The organism is Glutamicibacter soli (assembly GCF_052322135.1).
GTDB lineage: Bacteria > Actinomycetota > Actinomycetes > Actinomycetales > Micrococcaceae > Glutamicibacter > Glutamicibacter soli.
Window position 1 is genome coordinate 1,103,648 of sequence record NZ_CM125969.1, and the last position, 23,075, is coordinate 1,126,722.

20 protein-coding genes are annotated in these 23,075 nt (G+C 64.4%); 11 read left to right on the forward strand and 9 right to left on the reverse strand.

Translation table 11 applies throughout. From position 1 onward, the window contains the following. The first annotated feature begins 93 nt into the window (after positions 1 to 93). The 5 genes from rimP to rbfA all read left to right on the forward strand — a co-directional run bounded on the left by rimP (position 94) and on the right by rbfA (position 5,753). Positions 94 to 660: a ribosome maturation factor RimP gene (gene rimP / locus ACTX90_RS05275; RefSeq protein ID WP_047121074.1), complete on the forward strand. Its 567-nt coding sequence runs from the start codon at positions 94 to 96 to the stop codon at positions 658 to 660. Between the two features lie 2 nt (positions 661 to 662). Then, positions 663 to 1,646 (forward strand): transcription termination factor NusA, encoded by a 984-nt coding sequence (gene nusA, locus ACTX90_RS05280; protein WP_047121075.1) that lies wholly within the window; start codon positions 663 to 665, stop codon positions 1,644 to 1,646. Between the two features lie 138 nt (positions 1,647 to 1,784). Then, positions 1,785 to 2,105 carry a YlxR family protein gene (locus ACTX90_RS05285; protein WP_082124096.1) on the forward strand — a complete coding sequence of 107 codons (321 nt, stop codon included), beginning with the start codon at positions 1,785 to 1,787 and terminating at the stop codon, positions 2,103 to 2,105. 167 nt (positions 2,106 to 2,272) lie between these two features. After that, positions 2,273 to 5,212 (forward strand): translation initiation factor IF-2, encoded by a 2,940-nt coding sequence (infB, locus tag ACTX90_RS05290; protein WP_113606668.1) that lies wholly within the window; start codon positions 2,273 to 2,275, stop codon positions 5,210 to 5,212. Between the two features lie 100 nt (positions 5,213 to 5,312). Beyond that, positions 5,313 to 5,753, forward strand: coding sequence for a 30S ribosome-binding factor RbfA (gene rbfA / locus ACTX90_RS05295; protein WP_047121077.1), 441 nt, complete (start codon positions 5,313 to 5,315; stop codon positions 5,751 to 5,753). Positions 5,754 to 5,885: 132 nt separating this feature from the next. On the opposite strand, the gene ACTX90_RS05300 is transcribed toward rbfA, so the two are convergent. The 8 genes from ACTX90_RS05300 to argE all read right to left on the reverse strand — a co-directional run bounded on the left by ACTX90_RS05300 (position 5,886) and on the right by argE (position 15,205). Beyond that, positions 5,886 to 7,439: a molybdopterin-dependent oxidoreductase gene (locus ACTX90_RS05300; protein WP_443443390.1), complete on the reverse strand. Its 1,554-nt coding sequence runs from the start codon at positions 7,437 to 7,439 to the stop codon at positions 5,886 to 5,888. 104 nt (positions 7,440 to 7,543) lie between these two features. Beyond that, a complete protein-coding gene (locus ACTX90_RS05305) occupies positions 7,544 to 8,359 on the reverse strand; it encodes an anti-sigma factor (protein ID WP_047121078.1) in 816 nt (271 codons plus the stop codon). Then, positions 8,359 to 8,928 carry an ECF RNA polymerase sigma factor SigK gene (sigK, locus tag ACTX90_RS05310; protein WP_113606666.1) on the reverse strand — a complete coding sequence of 190 codons (570 nt, stop codon included), beginning with the start codon at positions 8,926 to 8,928 and terminating at the stop codon, positions 8,359 to 8,361. The genes ACTX90_RS05305 and sigK overlap by 1 nt, the downstream gene beginning before the upstream one ends. A gap of 188 nt (positions 8,929 to 9,116) precedes the next feature. Next, a complete protein-coding gene (locus ACTX90_RS05315) occupies positions 9,117 to 9,800 on the reverse strand; it encodes a fasciclin domain-containing protein (protein WP_047121080.1) in 684 nt (227 codons plus the stop codon). Positions 9,801 to 10,008: 208 nt separating this feature from the next. Beyond that, positions 10,009 to 10,134 carry a putative transporter small subunit gene (locus tag ACTX90_RS05320; protein WP_047121081.1) on the reverse strand — a complete coding sequence of 42 codons (126 nt, stop codon included), beginning with the start codon at positions 10,132 to 10,134 and terminating at the stop codon, positions 10,009 to 10,011. Then, complete coding sequence (locus tag ACTX90_RS05325) at positions 10,135 to 11,667, reverse strand: sodium:solute symporter family transporter (RefSeq protein WP_443443392.1); 1,533 nt, start codon at positions 11,665 to 11,667, stop codon at positions 10,135 to 10,137. It lies immediately after the preceding gene. Between the two features lie 1,094 nt (positions 11,668 to 12,761). Further along, positions 12,762 to 14,039 (reverse strand): MFS transporter, encoded by a 1,278-nt coding sequence (locus ACTX90_RS05330; protein WP_424572478.1) that lies wholly within the window; start codon positions 14,037 to 14,039, stop codon positions 12,762 to 12,764. Further along, positions 14,036 to 15,205, reverse strand: coding sequence for an acetylornithine deacetylase (gene argE / locus ACTX90_RS05335; protein WP_443443394.1), 1,170 nt, complete (start codon positions 15,203 to 15,205; stop codon positions 14,036 to 14,038). Before argE ends, ACTX90_RS05330 begins: the two co-directional genes overlap by 4 nt. A 352-nt stretch (positions 15,206 to 15,557) precedes the next feature. Between argE and ACTX90_RS05340 the strand changes: the two genes are divergently transcribed. Continuing rightward, positions 15,558 to 17,489 carry an HNH endonuclease signature motif containing protein gene (locus tag ACTX90_RS05340; protein WP_443443395.1) on the forward strand — a complete coding sequence of 644 codons (1,932 nt, stop codon included), beginning with the start codon at positions 15,558 to 15,560 and terminating at the stop codon, positions 17,487 to 17,489. 253 nt (positions 17,490 to 17,742) lie between these two features. Here ACTX90_RS05340 and ACTX90_RS05345 read toward each other — a convergent pair whose 3' ends face one another. Next, a complete protein-coding gene (locus ACTX90_RS05345) occupies positions 17,743 to 18,864 on the reverse strand; it encodes a ScyD/ScyE family protein (protein WP_443443397.1) in 1,122 nt (373 codons plus the stop codon). 649 nt (positions 18,865 to 19,513) lie between these two features. Between ACTX90_RS05345 and truB the strand changes: the two genes are divergently transcribed. From truB to ACTX90_RS05370, 5 genes are all read left to right on the forward strand, one after another. Then, on the forward strand, positions 19,514 to 20,368 hold the full coding sequence (truB, locus tag ACTX90_RS05350) for a tRNA pseudouridine(55) synthase TruB (protein WP_047121086.1): 855 nt from the start codon (positions 19,514 to 19,516) through the stop codon (positions 20,366 to 20,368). Positions 20,369 to 20,416: 48 nt separating this feature from the next. Next, positions 20,417 to 20,770 (forward strand): hypothetical protein, encoded by a 354-nt coding sequence (locus ACTX90_RS05355; RefSeq protein WP_443443989.1) that lies wholly within the window; start codon positions 20,417 to 20,419, stop codon positions 20,768 to 20,770. A 10-nt stretch (positions 20,771 to 20,780) separates the two neighbouring features. Continuing rightward, complete coding sequence (locus ACTX90_RS05360; RefSeq protein ID WP_443443399.1) at positions 20,781 to 21,248, forward strand: hypothetical protein; 468 nt, start codon at positions 20,781 to 20,783, stop codon at positions 21,246 to 21,248. 66 nt (positions 21,249 to 21,314) lie between these two features. After that, a complete protein-coding gene (locus tag ACTX90_RS05365; protein ID WP_047121087.1) occupies positions 21,315 to 22,268 on the forward strand; it encodes a bifunctional riboflavin kinase/FAD synthetase in 954 nt (317 codons plus the stop codon). A 5-nt stretch (positions 22,269 to 22,273) separates the two neighbouring features. Then, on the forward strand, positions 22,274 to 23,059 hold the full coding sequence (locus tag ACTX90_RS05370) for a class I SAM-dependent methyltransferase (protein WP_443443400.1): 786 nt from the start codon (positions 22,274 to 22,276) through the stop codon (positions 23,057 to 23,059). The last annotated feature ends 16 nt before the right edge of the window (positions 23,060 to 23,075 follow it).

Genomic DNA, 23,075 nt, shown 5'->3' on the forward strand with positions numbered 1-23,075 from the left:
GAGTTCCTTCACCTGAGCCGGTCAACGAGTTCTCAAGCGGGGTTCGGGGAGATACGCTTAACGGACAACATCGAATAGCGTGGGAGGATATCCATGACCGGTATGCCGGCCGATACCGAACAGGAAGCGCAGCGTCTGAGTACTGCGTTGAAACCGGAAGTAGAATCCCACGGATTAATTCTGGAAGAAGTCTCTCTTCGCCCGTCGGGCAAGCAGATGATCATCCAGGTCATCGTCGACAAGGCCGACGGCCGCGAGTCGGTGAATCTCGATGCGCTCGGTGAAGTCACCACCACCATTTCAAACGCCTTGGATAAGGACGTCGTCTACGCCTCGGCATCCCCCTATGAACTTGAAGTCAGCTCGCCAGGCCTGTCCCGTCCGCTGACCGCGCCACGCCACTGGGCGCGCGCACTGAACCGCATGGTCAAGCTCACGCTGACCGACGGCACCAAGCTTCGCGGACGCATTAACGAGGTTTCCGACGACGAGGTCGTTATTGCCGAACACCGGGAGCCTGCCAAAAAGGGCATGAAGACCAAGATCCTTGATCCAGTCAGCTACTCCTTTGAAAACATCCGCAAGGCCGTGGTCGATCCGGAGCTGAACTTCGACGACGAGCTGTTTGACACCATTGACACTGAAGATTTGGAGGGCTAGGCGTGGATATTGATCTCGACGCACTACGCATTCTGGAAAAAGACCGCGATATCCCGATGGATGTCCTGATCCCGACCATCGAGTCCGCGCTGCTGCTTGCCTACAACAAGACCGAAGGCGCCATGCCCGGCGCCCGTGCCCACATCGAGCGCAGCAACGGCCACGTCTCGATCCTCGTTGAGGACCGCGACGCAGCCGGCGTGCTGCTGGGCGAATTCGACGACACCCCGCACGGCTTCGGCCGCATCGCGGCGTCGACCGCGCGCCAGGTCATCATGCAGCGCTTGCGCGAAGCAGAGGATGCCCAGGTTGTCGGCGAATACGCCGCCCGCGTGGGCACCCTGATCTCCGGTGTCATCCAGCAGGGCTACTCCTCGCACATGGTGCAGGTCAACATCGGCGCCGTCGAAGCGCTGCTGCCTCCCGTGGAGCAGGTGCCGGGCGAGAAGTACCAGCACGGCAACCGCCTGCGCGCCTACGTGGTCTCCGCGGAACGCGGCAACAAGGGCCCTGCCGTGACCTTGTCGCGGTCGCACCCGAACCTGGTTCGCCTGCTGTTCGAAATGGAAGTTCCCGAGATCGCCGACGGCACCGTCGTGGTCGAGGCACTGGCCCGCGAAGCCGGGCACCGCACCAAGATCGCCGTCCGCGCCACCAAGCCGGGCGTCAACGCCAAGGGCGCCTGCATCGGCGAAATGGGCACCCGCGTGCGCGCCGTGATGAACGAGCTGAGCGACGAGAAGATCGATATCGTTGACTACAACGAGGATCCGGCCAAGTTCATCGCCGCCGCCCTGTCGCCGTCGAAGGTGGTCTCCGTGGAGATCCTGGATGAAGCCGAACGCCGCGCCCGCGTGGTGGTTCCGGATTCCCAGCTTTCGCTGGCCATCGGCAAGGAAGGGCAGAACGCCCGACTGGCCGCCAAGCTGACCGGCTGGCGCATCGACATCCTGGCAGCTTCGGGCGGCAAGGAGCCCCAGTACTAGAACTGGCTGGGATAAGTTTGCGGTCTGCCGCGGTGCGCCCTGAACGTGTGTGATACCAAACTCACGCGCACACCGGGGCGCAAACGCGCTAGACTGGTAGTTGGTTCATTTCAACGGGAAGGTGGCGACGGCGCTCGCATGAAGCTGCATCAGCAACGCACGTGCATTGGCTGTCGGACCTCTACCTCCAGAAATGATCTGATTCGTTGGGTTCTCACCGAGCAGGCACCGCTTCACGCGGTGCTTCTTGATGTCGGCGCTTCCGCCCCTGGGCGGGGCGCCTGGACCCACGGGATTGAAAAGTGTGTGCGGCAGGCAGTGCAGCGACGAGCGTTCTCCAGGGCTTTCAAGTCCGCGGTCAACGCCGATACGGTGCTCGCGCAATTCACCGCATACGAAGATCGACCGGCCGCAGGCCGGCCATCTGGCAAACATGATGAAAGCGGGTCAGAAATCTGATGGCAACCCGATGAGTCCGCAATGTTGAGCGCACACCGATGAACAATCAGTTCTGCGTGATCCACCGTGCGGCGGAAGAATTTCACGAATTACACAGCTGATCTGCCAGAACACCTAAGTCCCCAGGGACTCGGGGTTTATGCAGATCACATCAAAACAGGAGAGATGTGGCTAAACCCCGCGTTCACGAGCTCGCCAAAGAGCTCGGAATCACTTCGAAAGAAGCACTGACCAAACTGCAGGACATGGGCGAGTTCGTTCGCTCCGCGTCCTCAACCGTTGAGCCCCCGGTCGCCCGCAAGCTGCGCGACGCATTCCCGGGCGCCAATGGCGGCGCAGCCAAGCCTGCCGCCGCACGTCCGGCGGCAACCCCGGGCGCCGGCCGCCCGGCTGCTCCGAAGCCAGCTGGCGCCAAGACTGCTGCTACTCCGGGCCCGCGTCCGGCAGCCAAGCCTGCCGACGCCGCGCCGAAGACCGCACCGGCTGCCCCAGCGGCACCGGCAGCCCCGGCTGCACCGAAGGCCCAGGCCACCCCGGGGGCACCTGTTCCAGGTGCTCCGAAGCCAGGCGCCCGTCCGGCTCCGAAGCCGGGCACCCCGCGTCCGGGCAACAACCCGTTCAGCTCCCAGCAGGGCATGCGCACCGGCGAATCGACCGACCGCCGTGGCGGCGGCCGCGATGGTTCGCGCGCTCCTCGTCCGGGTGCTCCGCGTCCAGGCGGCCCACGCCCGGGCAACAACCCGTTCAGCTCCCAGCAGGGCATGCGCTCCGAGGGCGGCCAGGGCGGCCCGCGTCCATCACGCGACGGCCAGCGCGGCCCGCGTCCGGGCGGCGCAGGCCAGGGCGGTCCACGCCCATCACGCGACGGCCAGCGCGGCCCGCGTCCAGCTGGCCAGGGCGGTCCACGTCCAGCCGGTGCCGGTGGCCCGCGTCCAGCCGGTCAGGGCGGCCCACGTCCAGCCGGTGCCGGCGGACCACGCCCAGCAGGCGCACCGCGTCCGGGCGGCACCACTGCCACCCCGCGCATGATGCCTAACCGCACCGATCGTCCGGCTCCAGCCGGCGGCGGTCGCCCAGGCGCAGGCGCCGGCGGCCGTGGTCGTCCAGGCGGCGCAGGTGGCGGCGGCGGTACCGGTGGCGGCTTCCGCCCAGGTGCACCACGCGGCCGCGGCGGCGTGGGCGGTGCCTTCGGCAAGGGAGGCGCCGGTCGCGGCAAGCAGCGCAAGTCCAAGCGCGCGAAGCGCCAGGAATTGGAGCAGATGAGCGCTCCGTCGTTGGGCGGCGTGAATGTTCCACGCGGCACCGGCGACACCGAGATCCGTCTGCGCCGCGGCGCATCGATCACCGATTTCGCTGACAAGATCGGCGCAAACCCGGCCGCACTTGTGACCGTGCTGTTCCACCTCGGTGAAATGGCCACCGCCACCCAGTCGCTGGACGAGGCAACCTTCGAGGTCCTCGGCGAAGAGCTGGGCTACAAGGTTTCGGTCGTCTCCCCGGAGGACGAGGACAAGGAACTGCTCGAAGGCTTCGGTCTGGACCTGGATGCCGAGCTCGAGGCTGAGGGCGAGGACGTGCTCGAGGAGCGCGCCCCGGTCATCACCATCATGGGCCACGTCGACCACGGTAAGACCCGACTGCTGGATGCCATCCGCCAGTCCAACGTGATCGAGGGCGAGCACGGCGGCATCACCCAGCACATCGGCGCCTACCAGATCACCCACGAGCACGAGGGCCGCGAACGCGCGATGACCTTCATCGATACCCCGGGCCACGAGGCGTTCACCGCCATGCGTGCCCGTGGTGCCGAGGTCACCGACGTGGCTGTGCTGGTGGTCGCAGCGGACGACGGCGTCATGCCGCAGACCGTTGAGGCGCTGAACCACGCGCAGGCCGCAGGCGTGCCGATCATCGTCGCAGTGAACAAGGTCGACAAGCCGGAAGCCAACCCGGACAAGGTCATGGGCCAGCTCACCGAGTACGGCCTGGTGCCCGAGGAATACGGTGGCGACACCATGTTCGTGAAGGTTTCCGCGCTGCAGAAGCTGGGCATCGAGGAACTGCTCGACGCCGTGCTGCTGACCAGCGACGTCATGGAGCTGCAGGCGAACCCCGACAAGTCCGCCCGCGGTGTGGCCATCGAAGCCAACCTGGACAAGGGCCGCGGTTCCGTGGTCACCGTCCTGGTGCAGTCAGGTACCCTCGCAGTCGGCGACACCATGGTGGTGGGCACCGCCCACGGCCGCGTGCGCGCAATGTTCAACGAGAACGGTGAGAACCTGGACATCGCCCTGCCGTCGCGTCCGGTGCAGGTTCTCGGCCTGTCCTCCGTGCCGCGTGCAGGCGACAGCTTCCTGGTCACCGAGGACGAGCGCACCGCCCGCCAGATCGCCGACAAGCGCGAGACCGCTGAGCGCAACGCCATGCTGGCCAAGCGCCGCAAGCGCATCACCCTGGAGGACTTCGACAAGGCAGTGGCCGAGGGCAAGATCGATACCCTCAACCTGATCCTGAAGGGCGACGCCTCCGGTGCCGTCGAGGCACTGGAAGACTCGCTGATGAAGATCGACGTGGGCGAGGACGTGCAGCTGCGCGTCATCCACCGCGGCGTCGGCGCGATCACCCAGAACGACGTCAACCTGGCGACCGTGGACAACGCGATCATCATTGGCTTCAACGTGCGTCCTGCTGAGCGCGTTGCCGAAATGGCCGACAAGGAAGGCGTTGACATGCGCTTCTACTCGGTCATCTACGCAGCCATCGACGACATCGAAGCGGCGCTCAAGGGCATGCTCAAGCCGGAGTACGAAGAAGTGGAGCTGGGCACCGCCGAGATCCGCATGGTCTTCCGCTCCTCGAAGTTCGGCAATATCGCCGGTTCGATCATCCGCTCGGGCACCATCAAGCGCAACACCAAGGCCCGCCTGGTGCGCGACGGCAACGTGGTCGCCGACAACCTGTCGATCGACTCGCTGCGCCGCGAGAAGGACGACGTCACCGAAGTCCGCGAGGGCTTCGAGTGCGGTATCGGCCTGGGGTCGTTCAACGACATCAAGGAAGGCGACATCATCGAGACCTTCGAGATGCGCGAGAAGCCACGCGCCTAGCAGCAACCCGCTGGTAGCTTCGTGACTTGCCGATTCGTGGGCGTTTGACCGCTTCCAAGCGGTCAGGCGCCCACGAATTTTGAACCATAAGGAGATAATCATGGCTGATTCAGCCCGTGCCGCACGCCTTGCCAAGCGCGTGCAGGTCCTCATGGCCCAGTCCCTGCGCACCGTCATCAAGGACGAGCGCATCGACAACGTGACGGTGACCGACGCCCGCGTCACCAACGACCTGCAGCACGCCACCGTGTACTACACGGTGTTCGGCGACGACACTGCCAAGGCAGAAATCGCCGAGCTGCTGTCCAAGCGCGGGGGAGCCCTGCGCAAGGAGCTGGGCCGCAACCTGACCATCCGGCTGACCCCGACGCTGACCTTCGTGGCCGACGAGATCCCCGAGGGCGCTTCGCACCTTGAGGAACTGCTGGCCAAGGCCCGCGAGAAGGACGCCGAGGTCGCGGCCCTGCGCGAAGGCAAGCACTTCGCCGGCGACGAGGACCCGTACAAGAAGGACGAGGACCAGGACGCCGAACAGGCCTAGGCGCACCTGCGCTGCCTGGCCCGGATCCGGGGCCCAAAGCCGGGAAATCCCCGGCGCCTGCACGATGCATATCGTGCAGGCGCCGGGGATTTCGTTTTTCCCGATACCTTGCGCCGCCCGCGGCGACGCGGCTCATTCCACCGTGAACTGCACCCGGTGCCAGCCTGACGCTCCGTCGGGCACCGGGTCGGCGCGCTCTTCGGTCTGCAGCTTGCCGCTGCGGTCGTAGGCCCGCACGGCGACCGCATGCGTGCCGGGCGCCGCGTCCTCCCAGCGGTAGCTCCATTGCCGCCAGGTATCGAGCGTCGCCTCCTCGGCCAGCGTTGCCTCGCGCCAGGAACCGCCGTCGATGCTGACCTGGACCCGGGAAATGCCGCGGGTCTGCGCCCAGGCGCTGCCGCCGAGATCCACCCGTCCGGCGGGCACCGTGGCGAAGGACTGCGGGGTGTCCACGCGGGATGACATCTTTATCGGGCCGCGTTCGGACCAGCCGCGGGTGGTCCAGTAGGCCGCCTTGTCCGCGAAGCGGGTCACCTCGAGGTCCACCACCCATTTGGTGGCCGAGACGTACCCGTAGAGCCCGGGAACCACCATGCGCACCGGGAAGCCGTGCTCCATGGGCAGCGCCTCGCCGTTCATGCCCACGGCCAGCAGCGCCATGCGTTCATCGGTCAGGGCTTCGAGCGGGGTGGACGCGCTGAATCCGTCGATCGAGGTGGACAGCACCATGTCCGCGCCCGCGGCCGGCTTGGCGCGGGCCAGCACCTCACGCAGCGGATAGCCCAGCCACTTTGCGTTGCCCACCAGATCCCCGCCCACCGGGTTCGAAACGCAGGTCAGCGTCAGGTAGTGCTCCACCAGGTCCTGGCTGAGCAGCTCCTGAAAACTCATCGTGAACTCGTGCTCCACCAGGCCATGGACCCGCAGCGACCACTGCGCCGGGTCGATGCCGGGCACCCTCAACGCGGTGTCGATGCGGTAGAAATCCTGGTTCGGGGTGACGAACTCGGGCATCCCCGCCAGATTGACCTGGGCGCCCGGCGGCACCGCGGGAGCCGTGGTCTTGGCGGCCGGAAGCCGCAGGGCCTTGCGAGCCAGCTGCGCGGTGTTCCGGGCCGCGGACAGCGACGTGGACAGGATGGCGGCGCCCGCCGCGAGCACCACGGCCCCGGCGGCCCCGAGCATGAAGTTGCGCCGGGCCACGCCATCGGGCGACTCCGAGTGCGCGGGATCCAGCCGGGAAGCCAACGAGCACAGCCACCGCAGGACAAGCAGCGCCGCCGCGGTGCCCAGGGCGGTCGGGACCAGATCCAGCGGACCGGTGGATGAACGCGAGATCACCGCGGCGCCCAGGATCCCCGCCAGCACCAGCACCGCTGCCGAGGCCGCGGCGGTGCTGCGCCGCGCCAGCAGGCCGATCAGCGCGGCGAGCACCACGGCCACCGCGCCCATCGAGACGAACAGGGCCAGCTTGTCGTTGGTGCCGAACAGCGAAATCGCCAAGTCCTTCAGCCACGGCGGGGTGAAGTCGATGACAGCGGAGCCCAGCGCCACCAAAGGTGCTGACGACGAAGCGAAAAAGGCTGACGCCAGCTGGGCGAGGCCGAACAGCACCCCGGCCGAGCAGAGCCCCGTCAGCGCATACGCTCCGCGTGCTCCCAGGCTGCGCCTTGGTGTTTCCTTCACGGCATGTCACCTCCGGTGAGTAGCTGCCGCCCGGCGTTCCGGGTCGGCTGGTCCTTCAGCAACTGGTTCGGAGCCGGGCCGGGGGCGGATTGGCCCGGGCATGCTCAGAGTTCCTGGACCATCAGCGGTTCGGTGGTCGGCGCCGGAGAACCCGTGGCCGGTTCAACGGTGATGCCGAAATGCGAGACCCCGTCCATGGCACCGGTAAGCAATTTCAGGCCGTCGGCCCCGGTGCCCGGCAGCATGCCGGCCGGCTGGGCGCCGTCGGCGGAGATGAGCCACAGCTCGTAGCCCTTGTCCTTGGACAGCTCGGGCATTCCGGCGGTGGTGACTGCCATCAGGCCCCGCTCGACGGAATAGGACAGCGTCACCGTCGCCCCGTCGGCCATGGTCTGGGTTTTGGTTTCCACATCCGGCGCGCCCAGCAGCTCGGTGAGCTCGGCCTGGCGAGTGCTGAGATCGGTGAGCTGGGCCTGCAGCTGGCGCTGTTCGGCCTGCTGCAGGTAGACCACGGTTCCCAGCCCCGCCGAGCCCAGCAGCAGGATGGCCGCGGCCAGGGCGAAGAACTTCGCGGACTTGCGGCGGGCAGGCCATCCCTGCCGCGCGGGCACGGAATCCGGGGCTGGCGCGTGCTCGGGCTGCGGAATTGCCGCCGGCTCGTCCGCTCGTTCGTCCGCGGGATCCTCCGCCGGCAGCTGCGGGCGGCGGGCGATCTCCTCCATGAGCCGGGATTTCACCCTGGCCGGCGGGGGCACCGGTGCGCTGCCCAGCGCCAGCATGGCGGCGGTCTCGTCCATGGCATCCATGTCGGCTTGAAGCGCGGGGGAGTTCGCGGCCTGCGCCAGCAGCCTGGCGCGTTCCTCGTCGCTCAGCGCATTCAGGGCGTAGCTGCCGGTCAGCTCGTTCTCGTTCCGTTCCACTACGCCACCCCCATCAGGTCTCGAAGCTTAATCATGCCATCGCGGATGCGCGTCTTGGCGGTGCCCACCGGGATTTTCAGCAGGTCGGCCACCTCGTGGTGCGTGTAGCCCCCGAAGTAGGCCAGTTCGATGGCGGCGCGCTGGGCCTCGCTCAGGCGCTTGAGCGCCTGCACAATGCGCCGGCTCTCGTCATGCAGGATCGCGTTCTCTTCCACGTCGTTGTATTCCGTGCCGATCTCCTGCAGCCCCATGCGCAGGTCTCGTTCGCGGCTTGCCTGGCTGGAGCGGATGCGGTCCACCGTGCGGCGGTGCGCCAGGGTCAGCAACCAGCCCGCGGCGCTGCCGCGGGCAGGGTCGAAGCGGGCCGCATGCTGCCAGGCCTGAACGAAGACTTCCTGCAGGATCTCCTCGCTTTGCGCCTCGTCCCTCAGCAGGCGCCGCACCAGGCCGTACACGCGCGGCGCGAGGCAGTCGTAAAACTGCTCGAAGGCGCGCTCGTCGCCGCCGGCGATACGGCGCAGCAGTTCCTCGGGTGCTGCCGTCACCGGCTCTGGAACTGCGTCGCTCATCTCCGAACTCATGGACCCAAGAATCTCATGCACGAGGCGATCATTCCCATGGCTCTCATCCACCATTCAGTTTCAGGGGCGTTCCCCGCGGGTTCCGGGGCGCGCGGCGCACGGCGACGCCCGGCTCCTGTGCCGGAACCGGACGCCGCCATGGCTGGTTTACGTCGGACAGAATCCAGGCGCCGCGGCTACTTGTCGGCCGGCGGCATCAGGACGGTGTCGACCAGGTAGACCACCGCATTGGCGGTCTGGACTCCGCCGCAGACGACCTTGGCGTCATTGACCATCAGGTTGTCTGCGCTGCCTGTCACTTCCAGGTCCCGGCCCTCAACCGTGGTGTGCGTTCCCGCGATGTCGGCGGGCTGGATCTCCCCGGGAACCACATGGTAGGTGAGCACCTTGGTCAGCATGTCCGAATCCTTGACGACGGCGTTCAGGTCCTTCTCCGGGATGGCGGCGAAGGCTTCGTCTACCGGTGCGAAGACGGTGAATTCGGCCCCGTTCAAGGTGTCGACCAGATCGACGTCCGGGTTCAGCTTCCCGGAGACGGCCTTGGTCAAGGTCTTCAGCAGCGGGTTGTTGGACGCCGCGACGGCGACCGGGTCCTGGGCCATCCCGGCGACCGAGCCGTCGCCGCTCGGCACGGCTTCGGCGTAGGCCGAGCATCCCGAGCCGACAAGATTCGCGGTCGGGTCCATGCTGCTGTCCGCGGCCGGGCTGCTTTCGGTGGCCATCTCCGAGCTGGAGGCTTCGGGGGCGGGTGCGCTCGATGATTCCGGGGTGTCGCTGTCCATCGAACAGGCACTGAGTCCCAGCGCGGCGACCGCGATCAATCCCAGGGCTCCGGCGAACGTTCTCTGCGTGTGCTTCATGTCGTTCTCCTCCTGTGGCGACGGCAAGAACCGTCGTGGTGTCCCTCCCCGTCGGGGCGGGCTTTCACACGGTATTCGGGGCGCGGCACGGTGCGGATTGGACCGGATCGAAAAAATTTTGCAACCTCCGCACCAAGCACGCGCGCCGGCCCTCCCCCGATGCAGGGGAGAACCGGCACGCGCGCTGTACGGCTAGTGGGCGGGGCGCCTAGATCAGGTCCTCGCCACGGCGCTTCGCCTCGCGGGCTTCGGAAATGAAGGCCTTGGAGATGACGATGGCGACGACGGCCACGATGACCGGCCAGATGAGGACGTAGAGGCTGAGGGCTAGCATTTATTCACGCTCCTGGGCTGTTCTGGTTGAGTTGCGGCTGCCGGCAGGCACTGCAGCGACCGGCTGTTCCCCGGTATCGAAGTCTCCGGCCCGCTCGGCGATCACCGCGAAGTCGAAGTTCTGCGTGGACCTGAAGGACATGAGATAGCAGATGATGGTGCTGACCGAATAGGCGACCAGCGAGGCCGACAGGGTCGTGTAGTCGCGCAGGAAGCCGAAGCAGAACGGCGCGGCGACCACGCTGGCCCCGATGCCGATAACCATTGCCGGGCGCAGGCCGAAGAAGCCGAAGGCCATCAGGCCCAGGACGATGCCGATGCCCAGGATGGCCAGCAGCTCGATCAGCACGGCGGTGATGCCCGTCATCGGGATCAGGTCGAAACGCACCGGAATGAATACCGCCAGCGCGGCGATCACCGAAACGGTGAAGGCCTTGTTGGTGACCTTCTTCCAGTAGAAGCTCGCCAGCACCGGGAACACCAGCGCGCCCCACAAGGCGCCGACGAAGACCAGCAGGTCCAGGATGTTCATCTGCATGCTGGCCAAAGCGACGGCCAGGGCTGTTGCGGCGACCATCGTCAGCCGTCCGACCAGCAGCATGGTTTTCGGGTTCGCCTTCTTCTTGCCCGCGATGTTCTGTCCGTAGATGTCGGCCATCATGATGGAGGACAGCGCGGAGAGGTCCGAATCGGCGGTCGAGGACAGCGCGCCGATGATCATGATGAAGAACAGCGCCAACAGGATGCCCGGGAGGTAGCTTGCCGCCATTTCGGGGATGATGTTGTTCAAATCCCCGCCGGTCGGGGTGAAGCCCAGATACAGCGCCAGCACGCCGAGCATGCCCACGCCGATGACCATGGCGCCGTAGCCGATGGTCGCGGTGATGAAGGTCGGCTTGATCAGGTCCTCGCGCACCGCGAACAGCCGCTGGGCGATGGTCTGGTTGCCGATGGCGTAGGCCAGCACCGCGGCGATGTACGGGGCACCCTGGTTCAGGAAGGCCTCGGAGGAGAAGAAGTTCGACTGCTGCGCGGTGAGGTTCGCTGCCCCGGTCTCGAACGCGGCGGGGAATCCCGCGGCGAAGAAGATGAACGGCACGATGATGGCCACTGCGCCGAGCATGGCGATGACCTGCATGAAATCGGTGAGCACCGAAGCGCGGAACCCCGACCACAGGGTGTAGAGCAGCACGCCGCCGGCCACGGCGAATACGCCCTGGATGAAGTTGAAGGGGGAGAGCATCGAAATCAGCACGCCACCGGCGATGAAGTTGGACATCAGCGAGATGACCGAGCCGACGACGTTGGACCCTGCCAGCATGAGCTGGCTGGAGCGGCCGTGGCGTACGTACATGACCTCGGCCAGCGTGTGGGCCTTGGGCGCCACCTTGCGGATGCGCTTGCCGAAGGGGTAGATGAACAGGATCATCAACGCGCCCCACAGGCCGTAGTGGATGGGGCCGCTGATTCCGTAGGTGTAGCCGGACGACGCCGAGGCATACATGGAAGAGGCCCAGATCCAGGTAGCGGTCATGCTTGCCGCCGAAATGCCGAAGCCGATTTTATTGCCGGCGGTCATGTACCCGTCGGCATTTTCGTTTTTCTTACCAATGCGAGTGGAAACGAAAAACGTTCCACCGTAAAACAAGACCAATAAAAGTACAATGGTCAGAGCGCTGAAACCGACTGCTTCCGGGTTCACACTCCACCTCCTTAGGATCGACGAGTTCGAGAATCGACACCGGATCGGACAAGGATCCTCCGCGGTGCATGGTTCTGCACGTCTCATCCCGCACACTGCGATGGCGGGGTTCGATTAGCCGACGCACACAAGCCCTGGGGCCATCAATCACTCTCCGTCCGTTCTTCGGCTCATCTCTTTCCAGAACCAGCCTATTTTTACGCGCGCTGAGTCAGTTCGCTGTCGTCCTCATACATGCCTAGTTGAGGCCTAATACTTGGTGAATGGCTGAGAATTCGATCCTGATTGAATCGAACGCACCGAGTAAAGTGCTCGGTGACAAAATTGCCATTCGTGCGCGGTTCTTTCCCAACTGACGGCGAAATTCAAGCCGGTCAGAGAACCCGTCGATGCTCCGCTCGGTCGAGACGGCAACTGTCCTGCGCCTGCAGTTCACCGGAAAACCGGTGTTGTGGAGCTCGTCATGTCCGACTAGCGCCGTAGATCCGGCGGGATCATCGACTGTTTGAGCGTAGCATGAATCACAGGACTCTGCTCAAATCGCTCCGGATTAGTATCTCAAGTCAGGGCTTAGTTCGTGTCGCATCGCCTCCTATTTCGATAATTCAAAAATGGTGATAAATCGTTATCTGGGGTTGAAATTCGTCGAAAATGAATTATTATTTTGGCGTCTATTTCCCGCTCGCAACACGTGGATTCTGAAGAGTGGATATTTCCCGCGGAGTCATGCCGGAACGGCGTCGTGCCCTGTTCTCCGACCGTGAGGACGAAAAGGTCGGGCTGTTTCGCGGCAGTCGTATGCCTGCAACAGGTTCTGATCGGCGGAATTCGGCGGCCCGCAGGTGAACCTGGCGCTGACATGACAAAGGGCCCGCGCTTCCCGAAAATTTTCGAGGAGCGCGGGCCCTGAGAATGACGTTATGCGGCTATGCCAACTCGTACCTGAGGCGAATGACCGCTAGTCCGATGAGCGAAAGGACTGCGATAGCCATGTAGTAGAAACTTGGGGCATCCAGGGAACCGGTTGCGCTAATCAGCCAGGTGAGCACGAGTGGCGCGATGCCGCCGAGTACGGTGACACCTACGTTGTACGTGACCGAGATTCCTGATCCGCGAATCGCTGCAGGGAACAACGACGAAATCAGCGCCGGAAGTGGACCGAAGTAGAACGCCATGATGACACCCAGCAGAGCGATCACGACGATCATGACTGGAACTGTGGGATTACCTGTCATCAACTTGAACAGCGGCCAGGCTCCCACGAGCGCGGCCACCGCTGCCCAAGTCATAACGCGCGCTGGCCCCACCCTGTCGGCAAGATGGCCGATGAACGGCACGCTGACCAGCGTTACGATGCCAGCAACCACGCCACCCAGGAATGCGGCATCGGCAGGGATGTGCAGATTCTGTACGGCAAATGTCGGCATGTAGAGAATCATGTAGACAGAGATCGTGGCGACGCCGATCGCCGCTGCTCCGGCCAAAAGCCGTCCGTAATTGTGGGCAAAAAGCTGCCCCAGCGGAGACTTCGACTTTTCAACCTTGATGAATTCTTCGGTCTCTTCGAGCCGTGCTCGGATGTACAGCCCGACCGGACCGATGAGCAAACCGACAAAGAACGGAACGCGCCATCCCCAGCTCTCCAGGGCCTCGGTGGACAACTGTGTAGTCAGGACGAACCCGAAAGCAGAAGCGAGCAGCATGGAGGCTCCTTGTGCCGCGACCTGCCAGGAGGAGTAGAAGGCCTTCTTGTGCGGGGCGGTTTCAATGAGAAACGCCGTGGCGGTGCCGAATTCGCCACCCGCCGAGAAACCCTGGAGCAGGCGTGAGAGCAGGATGATCAAGGCGCCCCAGACACCCACCATTTCGTAGGTCGGGGCAATGGCCATGATCAAGGTGCCGACCATCATGAGCATCAATGTGAGGGTCAGCGCAGCTTTGCGTCCCTTGCGATCAGCGTAGCTGCCCAGAACCATGCCGCCCAAGGGACGGATGACATAGGAAATAGCGAAGGTGGCGAATGTGAGGATTAGCGCGAAGGTTGCATCCGACTCGGGGTAGAACAATTTGGCGATTGTCGTGGCGAAGGTTGCATAGACAATGATGTCGAACCATTCCAGGGCTGCGCCGATGGAAGAAGAAATCACTGCCTTGCGTGCGTCGGCAAGCTGCTGCGTGGTCGGGGATTGCGGTGAAGCGGTCATGAGGAAAGTTCCTTGATCAGTTGATCCATGAATCCTTCGCAGGCAACGATTTGTTCGAGTTCAATGAATTCGTCCGGTGCATGGGCCTGGGCGATGTCGCCCGGACCGCAAACCACGGTCGGAATGCCTGCGGCGGCGAACAGTCCGGCCTCCGTGCCGTAGGTGACCTTGTCGTCGGCGGCGATGGCGCCGCATCGAGCGGCAAGATCGACGATCTCTTCCGACGGGGCGGTGTCCAGGCCCGGGGCACCTGCTACCTGCTCGAAGGTCATGGATGCCTGTGGGTTCCGGGCGCGCATTTCTTCGCCCAGTTGGCTCGCGAAATTCTTGATTCGGGCGGTCAGCGCCTCGCGGTCCACGACCGCCAGCGAACGGAACTCAAAATGCACTGTGCAGTCTGAAGGGATCGTATTGACAGCAATTCCACCGTTGATCAGATTCACGTTCATTGTCGTGGTGGGTTCGATGAAAGCCGGGTCGGAAGGGCCCTCCGTCCGCAGCTCATGGGCGATCTCTTCCACGAAGCTGGCGAAACGAAGGCCGTAGGAGATGGCGTTGAGTCCTTCGCTGGGCAGCGATGAGTGCGCTGCGACCCCGTGGAAGGAAACCTTGAAAACATTCATGGACTTGTGCCCGCGGATTGCGCGCATACTGCTTGGCTCACCGACGAAGCAGCCGCGAGGGGCCAGTTCCTGGCTCACGATTTCATCAACGAGGCTCACCGCACCGATGCAACCGATTTCTTCGTCATAGGAGAATGCGAGGTGAATCGGCTGCGAAAGCTTGGCGGAGATGAACTCGGGCAGTTTGCCCAGGATGACCCCGATGTAGGACTTCATGTCGCAGGTGCCACGCCCGTACAGCTTCTCATCACGCTCATGGACAGTAAACGGATCGCTGGACCAGTTCTGTCCGTCGACCGGGACGACGTCGGTGTGGCCGGAGAGGACCACGCCCCCGCGGCGGCTTCCATCGTCCGCCGGAATGGTTGCCAGCAAATTGGCCTTGCTTCGATCTTCGTTGTAGATCCGTTTGGAATCGATTCCGACCGCTTGAAGTTTTGCTTCGAGCAGATCGATCAGCGGCAGGTTGGTGTCCCTGCTAGTGGTGTCGAGGGCAATGAGGTCGCTGATCTCGCGAAGGCTTGCCGATGATGGGCGCGTCATGAGGTTCCTTGATGTAGGTTTTATCTTTGGTTGAAGACATATTGTCATGGGTGAGTGGGCTCACAAAAATATGTTTCCCAAACGGACGAATCGTCAAAGGACGTTGAATGGGCTGCGAGCGAAACATCACCGGATTTTCGCTTTTGCGGCCAATTCAGAAGTACGCAAAGGGCTAGTCAACATGCGGTCGGAACCAGCGCAGCGTGGTGATATGGATCGAGGATTACGGCAATGTGATGTCCTTCTGGGATAACGGAGGCCCAGCTGGTGGGTGGAAAAATATTTCCCCGACTTCTCCACATCCCGCAACCACCTCCCGCCGCCACCCGTAGACCCGGCGCAGGCTGGGGCCATGAGTATCCACCAGCTCGCCGCAGCACTCCAGGTCCTGCACAACGCCATCACCACGAGCATCCCGCGCGGCGCGGCCGCCGCCCTGCTCGAGGTCATGGCCTCGTGCTGCGCCCTGCTGGCCAAGCTCTCCGAAGCCCTGCGCGGCATCGAGGACCCTCGGGTCGCCGCCGCCCACGCCCACCTGATCGAGCAGCTGTTCCACGACACCCAGCGCGAGCAGCTGCGCAGCCAGATCCATCTGGAATCCACCGGCGCGCACCTGCTCGAAGACGACGAGCTGGACGCCCTGCGCCAAGCCAGGGACCAGCACGCCTACCGGCAGCTGGACCTGGCCACCGCTCCGCGCCTGCACGCGGGCCGCGCCCACTACACCAGCACCGCGGACTTCGCCGCGGCCTGGCTGGGGCTGAACTACTACGGGGCCGCGTCCCGGCTGCACGATGCGCACCTGCTGATCGCCCGCCGCGCCATGGACGGCGGCACGCTGACCCCGCGGCTGGCCGGGCTGGCCCGGCTGTACCAGGCTCCGGGGGCCGTGGACCCGCGCCGGATCGCGCAGGCGGCCCGGGCACTGGACAAGTTCGAACCGGCCGACACCTGCTTCGAAGGAATCCCGCTGCCGCCGACCGCCCGGCACGCCGACGGGGCACTCATGGAAGAGCACGTACTCGCCGCCTTGGCCGAGCCGAACCGCACCACCAGCGAGAAACAGGTCTCCACCTTGATCTCCGACTACCGGCGCGAGCACGGCAAGCAACGAGCCCCGGAGACCGGGATCTTCTTCCGCGGCACCCGCGCCGGGGTGGACTGCTACGACCTGCGCGCGGCGGGGGAGCAGGCCGAGCAGTTGCGCTCGTTGATGGGGCAGGCGGACAACCCGCGGACCCAGGCCGGCAAGGCCGCCCGGGCCGCCCGGGCCGGTTCCTCGAACCCCGACCGCTCGGCGGCGGACGCCGAGGCAATAGAACGCGGCGAGGTGCAGACCGACCCGTTGTTCAGTTCGGATGCCCCGGCTCCCGACTGGTCCGGCATCAATTCCGGCCCCGACAGCAGCCCCGATGCCGGTCCCGGCCCCGATGGCGGCACTGGTGGCGGCCCGGCCGAGGAAGGCCGGGAGAATCTCATTGACTTTGATACGTGGCATAGCGCGGGCAAAGGCTCGCAGGGTGCCTCGGAGGGCCAGTACGGCCAAGACATCTCGGAGAGCCAGCACGCTCAGGAGTCCTCCGAGGGCCAGGAAGGCCAGGATTCCGGGGGTGCGGAAACCGGCCACGAGGATGCAGGCCATGGCTTCGGGGATGCCGCCGGGCAGCCGCGGACCGAGTACAGCGACCAGGACCCGGAGTTGGGCGGCGACGCGGACGTGCCGCCGGCCCAGCGCCGGTTGAACGCGTTCCTCGCAGCCCTCAGCTCCGGTCCGGCGGGGCCGGGGGCCAAGACCATCGCGCCGCGGGTCGGGATCCACATCCAGCTCAAGGCCCTGGAGGATTTGCGGCACCCCGAGATGCTGACCTCGACCACGGACCACGGGGTGGGGCTCGACGCGGCGGAAACCGGGAGGCTGATGTGCGAGGGAGCGATTTACCGGGTGATCTTCGGGCCCGACGGGCAGCCGCTGGATGTGGGGCGGACCCAGAGGTTCTTCACCGAGGCGATCAAGCGGGCCGCATTGGCCCGGGACCGAGGGTGTATTGTGCCCGGGTGCACCGCGCCGCCGGAGATGCTTGAGTGCCATCATGATGATTGGTGGGAGCATGGCGGGAAGACCAGTTGCCGTAATGCGTCGTGTTTGTGCCGTCGGCATCATTTGGCGATCCATGCCGGGTTGCTGACCTTGGTCAAGATCGGGGGATTGGCGTATATCTTGTTCCCGAAGCATGTGGATCCGTTGCAGATACCGCAGCGGAACCGGCTCTACACCGCTGCCTAATTCCTGTTGATGGGTAGACAGAGTATGCGCAGACTTCGGTCCGGGGGATCTTGAGATCGTTGACGGGTCGTCTGGCAGATCCAGAGCTTCGCAAGCAACCGCTACAACTTTCATACTCTTTGCGGATAGGTTAATCGACTTGGAATTGTCACGCTCTGACCACCATCGCTCCCACGCAGGATTATTCGCCGGACAGGAGAAATCCGTGCAGGTCTCTCCAGAGACCTGCACGGATTTCGGTTTCCTATTTCACTCAGCGATGGCCATGATGGCTGTGGCCCAACGTTGCAGTGACTATTGATCCGGACGGCGTCAGCGCGTTCGTGCTGACAGCCATCCTGTGCCCGCTGATGGCGACATCGGAGGCCATCGGCGCTGGGAGCACATTAACTGCCTTGCCCTTCACGATCTTGGATACGCCTCCGCCGAACAGCTCGGTCACGTAGGTGCTTCCGCGATCATCCACTGCGATGCCGGTGGGCGCGCTCAGGCCGCTGGCCACGAGGTAGCTTTTCTTGCTGTGGAGATTCAACTTGTAGATCTTGCCCTTGGACATGGACTCGCCCGGAGCTCCCGGCAGTACGGTGTAGTACAGCCAATTGCCTCGAAGTTCGATGTCGGTAGGAACGGCCTGGGCCCAGTAGGTGCGTCCCATCATGCAATCGGGAACCGTCAGTCCTGCTTCTGCGGCTGCAGCGACGGCTGCTTCATCGATCACAACAGGTTCGGCGGGGAGCACTTTGACTACGCTCGCCTTGCCGTGTGAATTCACCTTCCACAGTGCGTTGCCGCCCGCGTCGCCCACATAGACATTGCCGCGCGACACGGAGGTGGAATACGGATGGGAATAGACCTCGCCGGTGGATTGCATCCATGGAGCTTGATCCAGACAGGTCTGAGGGGCGTCGCGCACACCGTAGACGGTCTTACCGTCCGGGTTGAGCTTGACTTCCCACTTGGTCATGTCGGTGATGGTCCGGGTCTTGCCATGGTGGCTGATGGACTTGAGCAATGCCGGGCCGATGGCCTCTGGATTTTCATCGGTGCCCGCCACGTTTTCAAAGTAGTAGGTGGTGCCGCGAGAGTACGACACTGCTCCGATTTCCTTACCCGGCGCAGAAGCCAGAACCTTTTTGGTTCCGTCCGATGCCACCGACGACAACATGCCGGCGAAAGATTCTGCGACCAGGATGTTGCCGTGGGATCCATAGGCCACTTTCAACGGCCCGCCGAGCCCCTCGATGAGGGTTTCGACATGCTGCACCGTCGTCCGGGAGTTATGGTGGGAGTCACCGCCGGCTTGTGCCGGGGCGATGTTCAACGTTGTTGCCAGAAGCGCCCCCGCAGCAACAGCTGCGAATGCACGGAATTTCATGGGGTGTTCCTTGCCTTGCTGGTGACTCGCGATCCATCACAGGGATCGCGCGATGTGGATCGTCACCCGCAAGATCCGTGGAAGTCATCATGCGCAAATACTCCCCTGATGGCGCGCGGCCACAGGGAACAGTTTTTGATAGCCCCAAGAATTTTGCGAGTGAGTGGAAGCCGTGCGAGGCGGCTCGCGGCGAAGTGCCCCAGCCACCTCGTCCCCAACGTCACAGGCGTGATAAAACCACGCAAGTGGTTAGAGTTTAGGAGTGTTGACGTCGCCGGTCAATCGTTTCCGAGCAGTAACCTTTGGTTCCGGCCCAGGATCCGGGACGTCGTTGAGGTCTGCAGAAATTCCGGCGTGAACATATTTTTTGTTCATTCTTCGCTGCGCGGACGGCGTGGGGCCAGCGCTCGGCAGCGCAGGGGGTGTGTTGCAGCCGGCATCGCGTTGGCGCGCTATCGCACAGCCGAACTCAACGCGGTGTTTTCCGGGCCTGATGGGCCAACAGCGCGCTGGTGATGGGATCGACCACATCTGCGTCCCAAACAGGCTAATGACCGGGGCAGCGCCTATACTGGAACGCGTGAGTAAAGCCGGGCAGAACACTGAAGAGCAGGCCTCTGGCCTCGTACTAGTCGATAAAGAACAGGGCATGACCTCCCACGATGTGGTTGGTCGTATCCGCCGACTGGCGGGCACCCGCAAGGTCGGGCATGCCGGAACGCTGGATCCCATGGCCACTGGCGTGCTGGTCATCGGCGTCAACAAGGCTACCCGCCTGCTCACTTACATCGTCGGCCACGACAAGACCTACACCGCCACCATTCGCCTGGGCCAGAGCACCGTTACCGACGACGCCGAGGGCGATATCGTCTCCGAGCGCATCGCCGCTGCGGTGACCGACGAGGACATCGAGCGCGAGGTGGCCAAGCTGCGCGGGGACATCCAGCAGGTCCCGAGCCAGGTTTCTGCGATCAAGGTCGACGGCAAGCGCTCCTATGCGCGCGTTCGCGCCGGCGAGCAGGTGGAACTGAAGTCCCGCCCGGTGACGATCAAGCGCTTCGACATCCACGAGATCCGCCGCGAGAATGGCGGCAAGATCCTGGACGTGGACGTCACCGTCTCCTGTACTTCGGGTACCTACATCCGCGCCCTGGCCCGCGACCTGGGCGAAGCCTTGAACGTCGGCGGCCACCTGACCGCGCTGCGCCGCACCGAAGTCGGCCCGTACAAGATCGAGCTGGCCCGCACCCTGGAGCAGCTGGCGCAGGAGTTCGAGATCCTGCCCCTGGAAAAGGCTGCCGCGGCGATCTTCCCGAACCGCACCGTGAGCGTCGACGAAGCAGTCGAGCTGTCCTTCGGCCGCCCCATCGCCGCGTCATCCAAGACCATGGACGTCGCGGCAGACCAGCCCGTGGCCGCTTTCGCGCCCAACGGCGTGCTGGTCGCGCTGCTGGAAGACAAGGGCGACAAGGCCCGCACCACGCTGGTTTTCACCGCCAAGTAAGCCGCGGACCCGGAACGTAATCCAGGGAGGATTGCCCTTTTGATTGTCATGAACGGCTTTTTCGTCGCCGGCGCGATTGTCTGCGCGGTGGCGCTGCTTGTCGCGGTGATCGCCACGATCATCCGCGAGCACCCTGACGACTGGGCCCTGGTCGGCGCGATCGCCACCGAGGTGTTCCTGATCGTCTACGGCATTGCCGCGGCCATCCGCCAGGCCGGGGGAGATGCTGTGGCAGGAGACCCGATCGAGTTCTGGGGCTACTTCATCACCGCGCTGATCATGCCGCCGATCGCGTTCTTCTGGGCCGTCAGCGAGAAAAGCCGCTGGTCAAACGCCTTGCTCGCGGCTTCGGCACTGGTCACGTTCGTAATGTTGTTCCGCATGGAACAGATCTGGCAGTAGGAGCCTCCACATGAGTCAGAAGCCACGCAATTCGCGCATCCTGCAGGCGGCCGAAGCCAAGAAAACCGCTGACGGACCCAAGCCCAGCCGCACCACCGGCCTGGGCCGGGTCATCATCGCGGTCTACGGCATCCTCGCCCTGGCTGCGACGGTGCGCGCCGTCTACCAAATTGTGAGCAAGTTCGACGAAGCCCCGGAAGCCTACGTGCTGTCGCTGATTTCCGGCCTGATCTACTTCGTCGCAACCTTCTCGCTGTCCTCGGCCAAGCCGCGCGCGTGGATGGTGTCGCTGTGGGCCGTGAGCATCGAGCTGGTCGGAGTGCTGGTGGTCGGCACGCTGTCGCTGACCCACCCCGAGATCTTCGCCCACCCGTCGGTGTGGAGCGGTTTCGGAGAAGGCTACGGATACATTCCGCTGGTGCTTCCGATCATCGGCCTGTGGTGGCTGTACCGTAATCGTAGTGAGCGTCACAGCTAAACCCGTGTAAGAATTGCTTCGGCGGGTTTTTTGATCTGCCGAGGAAAGTACCCATAAAGGAGCAAAGTGCACTATTGGAAGGGCCTGGACGCAGTCCCCACTGACGTGGCTCCCACCGTTGTGACCATTGGCAACTTCGACGGGGTCCATCTGGGACACTGCGAAGTCCTGGACGCCGTCGTCTCGCTGGCGAAGCAGCGGGCGGCCAAGTCGGTGGCCATCACCTTTGAACCCCACCCGGCATTGGTGCACCGCCCGGACAGCGCACCGGAATTGATCATGGGTCTCGCCGACCGCGTGGACACCCTGGCCAGTGTGGGCCTGGACGCCGTCCTGATGATCCACTACACCCTGGAATTCGCGGACCAGAGCGCCGAGGAATTCGTGAAGTCCATCATCGTGGACACGCTGCACGCCACCGCCGTCGTGGTGGGCCATGACGTGCGCTTCGGCCGCAACAACTCCGGCGACTTCGAGTTCATGCAGGAACTGGGCCGGAAGTACGGCTTCGACGTCATCGGCGTGGACGACGTGGGCGACAAGCGCCGCCTGTCCTCCACCTGGGTGCGCGAGGAACTGGCCGCCGGCAACGTCGAAGCCGCCGCCTCGATCCTCGGCCGCCCGCACCGCATGCGCGGTGAAGTGGTCCACGGGGCCGCCCGCGGCCGGGAACTTGGTTTCCCGACTGCGAACCTGTCCTCCGACGCCTCCGGCATCATCCCGGCCGACGGCGTGTACGCCGGCTGGCTGGTCGACGAGGCCGACGTGCGCTGGCCTGCCGCGATTTCTGTGGGCTCCAACCCGACCTTCGAAGGCATCTCCCGCGTCGTGGAAGCCCACGTCATGGACCGCCCTGACGAGGGCGTCGAGGACTTCGACCTCTACGGGCAGCAGGTCATCGTCGAATTCGTCTCGCACCTGCGCCCGATGGTCGCCTACCGCGGCATCGAGGCCCTGATCGACCAGATGGCCGAGGACGTCGAGCAGGCCCGCGCGGTCCTGGCGCTGGAGCAGCACTAGGCTCGATGGCTGAAATTCCCTCGCTGCCGCGGCGCGCCTTCACTGTCGACGCCGCGCGGCGCACCGACCTGGCCTCCGCCTTCCAGCACGGGGCGGACAGCTACGACAATATCCGCCCCTCCTATCCGGAGCAGGCGCTGGACTTCACGTTGCAAGCGCATCCGAAGACAGTAGTGGACATCGGCTGCGGCTCGGGCATCTTCACCGAGCAGCTCGCGGGCCGAGGACTGGAGGTCAGCGCGGTTGACCCGTCCGCCGACATGCTCCGGGTGCTGGCCGAACGCCTGCCGCAGGTGGTGAGCACCTGCGCCGTGGGGGAGAATACCGGGCTTCCCGGGGACGCTTTCGACCTGGTCACCTACGCCCAGGCCTGGCACTGGGTGGACCACCCCAAAGCCAGCGCCGAGGCGGCGCGACTGCTGCGCAGCGACGGCTGGCTGACGTTGCTGTGGAATCAGCTGGATGTCACCGTTCCGTGGGTGCACCGGCTGGCACGGATCATGCACGCGGGCGACGTCCACCGGCCGGAGCTGGAGCCGCCGTTGGGGACGCAGTTCTCAAAACCCGAGCACGGGATCTGGCACTGGTCTATGGAACTGGATTTCGCTCAGATCGTCGAACTCACCAAGTCCCGCAGCTACTACCGGCGAGCCAACGAATCCACCCGTGCCAAGGTCGAAGCGAACCTCGCCTGGTACTGGATGGAGCATCTGGGCCATGCCGCCGAGACGAAGGTGCAGGTGCCCTATCTCACGCATGCCTGGAGGGCGCGTCGGCGCACCCGTCGATGATATGATTATTGATGGC

Coding starts and splice junctions, on each gene's coding strand:
- rimP (WP_047121074.1), top strand. CDS start 94: ATGACCGGTATGCCGGCCGATACCGAACAGGAAGCGCAGCGTCTGAGT.
- ACTX90_RS05285 (WP_082124096.1), top strand. CDS start 1,785: ATGAAGCTGCATCAGCAACGCACGTGCATTGGCTGTCGGACCTCTACC.
- rbfA (WP_047121077.1), top strand. CDS start 5,313: ATGGCTGATTCAGCCCGTGCCGCACGCCTTGCCAAGCGCGTGCAGGTC.
- sigK (WP_113606666.1), bottom strand. CDS start 8,928: ATGAGCGACGCAGTTCCAGAGCCGGTGACGGCAGCACCCGAGGAACTG.
- ACTX90_RS05315 (WP_047121080.1), bottom strand. CDS start 9,800: ATGAAGCACACGCAGAGAACGTTCGCCGGAGCCCTGGGATTGATCGCG.
- ACTX90_RS05320 (WP_047121081.1), bottom strand. CDS start 10,134: ATGCTAGCCCTCAGCCTCTACGTCCTCATCTGGCCGGTCATCGTGGCC.
- ACTX90_RS05325 (WP_443443392.1), bottom strand. CDS start 11,667: ATGACCGCTACCTGGATCTGGGCCTCTTCCATGTATGCCTCGGCGTCG.
- ACTX90_RS05330 (WP_424572478.1), bottom strand. CDS start 14,039: ATGACCGCTTCACCGCAATCCCCGACCACGCAGCAGCTTGCCGACGCA.
- argE (WP_443443394.1), bottom strand. CDS start 15,205: ATGACGCGCCCATCATCGGCAAGCCTTCGCGAGATCAGCGACCTCATT.
- ACTX90_RS05340 (WP_443443395.1), top strand. CDS start 15,558: ATGAGTATCCACCAGCTCGCCGCAGCACTCCAGGTCCTGCACAACGCC.
- ACTX90_RS05345 (WP_443443397.1), bottom strand. CDS start 18,864: ATGAAATTCCGTGCATTCGCAGCTGTTGCTGCGGGGGCGCTTCTGGCA.
- truB (WP_047121086.1), top strand. CDS start 19,514: ATGACCTCCCACGATGTGGTTGGTCGTATCCGCCGACTGGCGGGCACC.
- ACTX90_RS05355 (WP_443443989.1), top strand. CDS start 20,417: ATGAACGGCTTTTTCGTCGCCGGCGCGATTGTCTGCGCGGTGGCGCTG.
- ACTX90_RS05360 (WP_443443399.1), top strand. CDS start 20,781: ATGAGTCAGAAGCCACGCAATTCGCGCATCCTGCAGGCGGCCGAAGCC.
- ACTX90_RS05370 (WP_443443400.1), top strand. CDS start 22,274: ATGGCTGAAATTCCCTCGCTGCCGCGGCGCGCCTTCACTGTCGACGCC.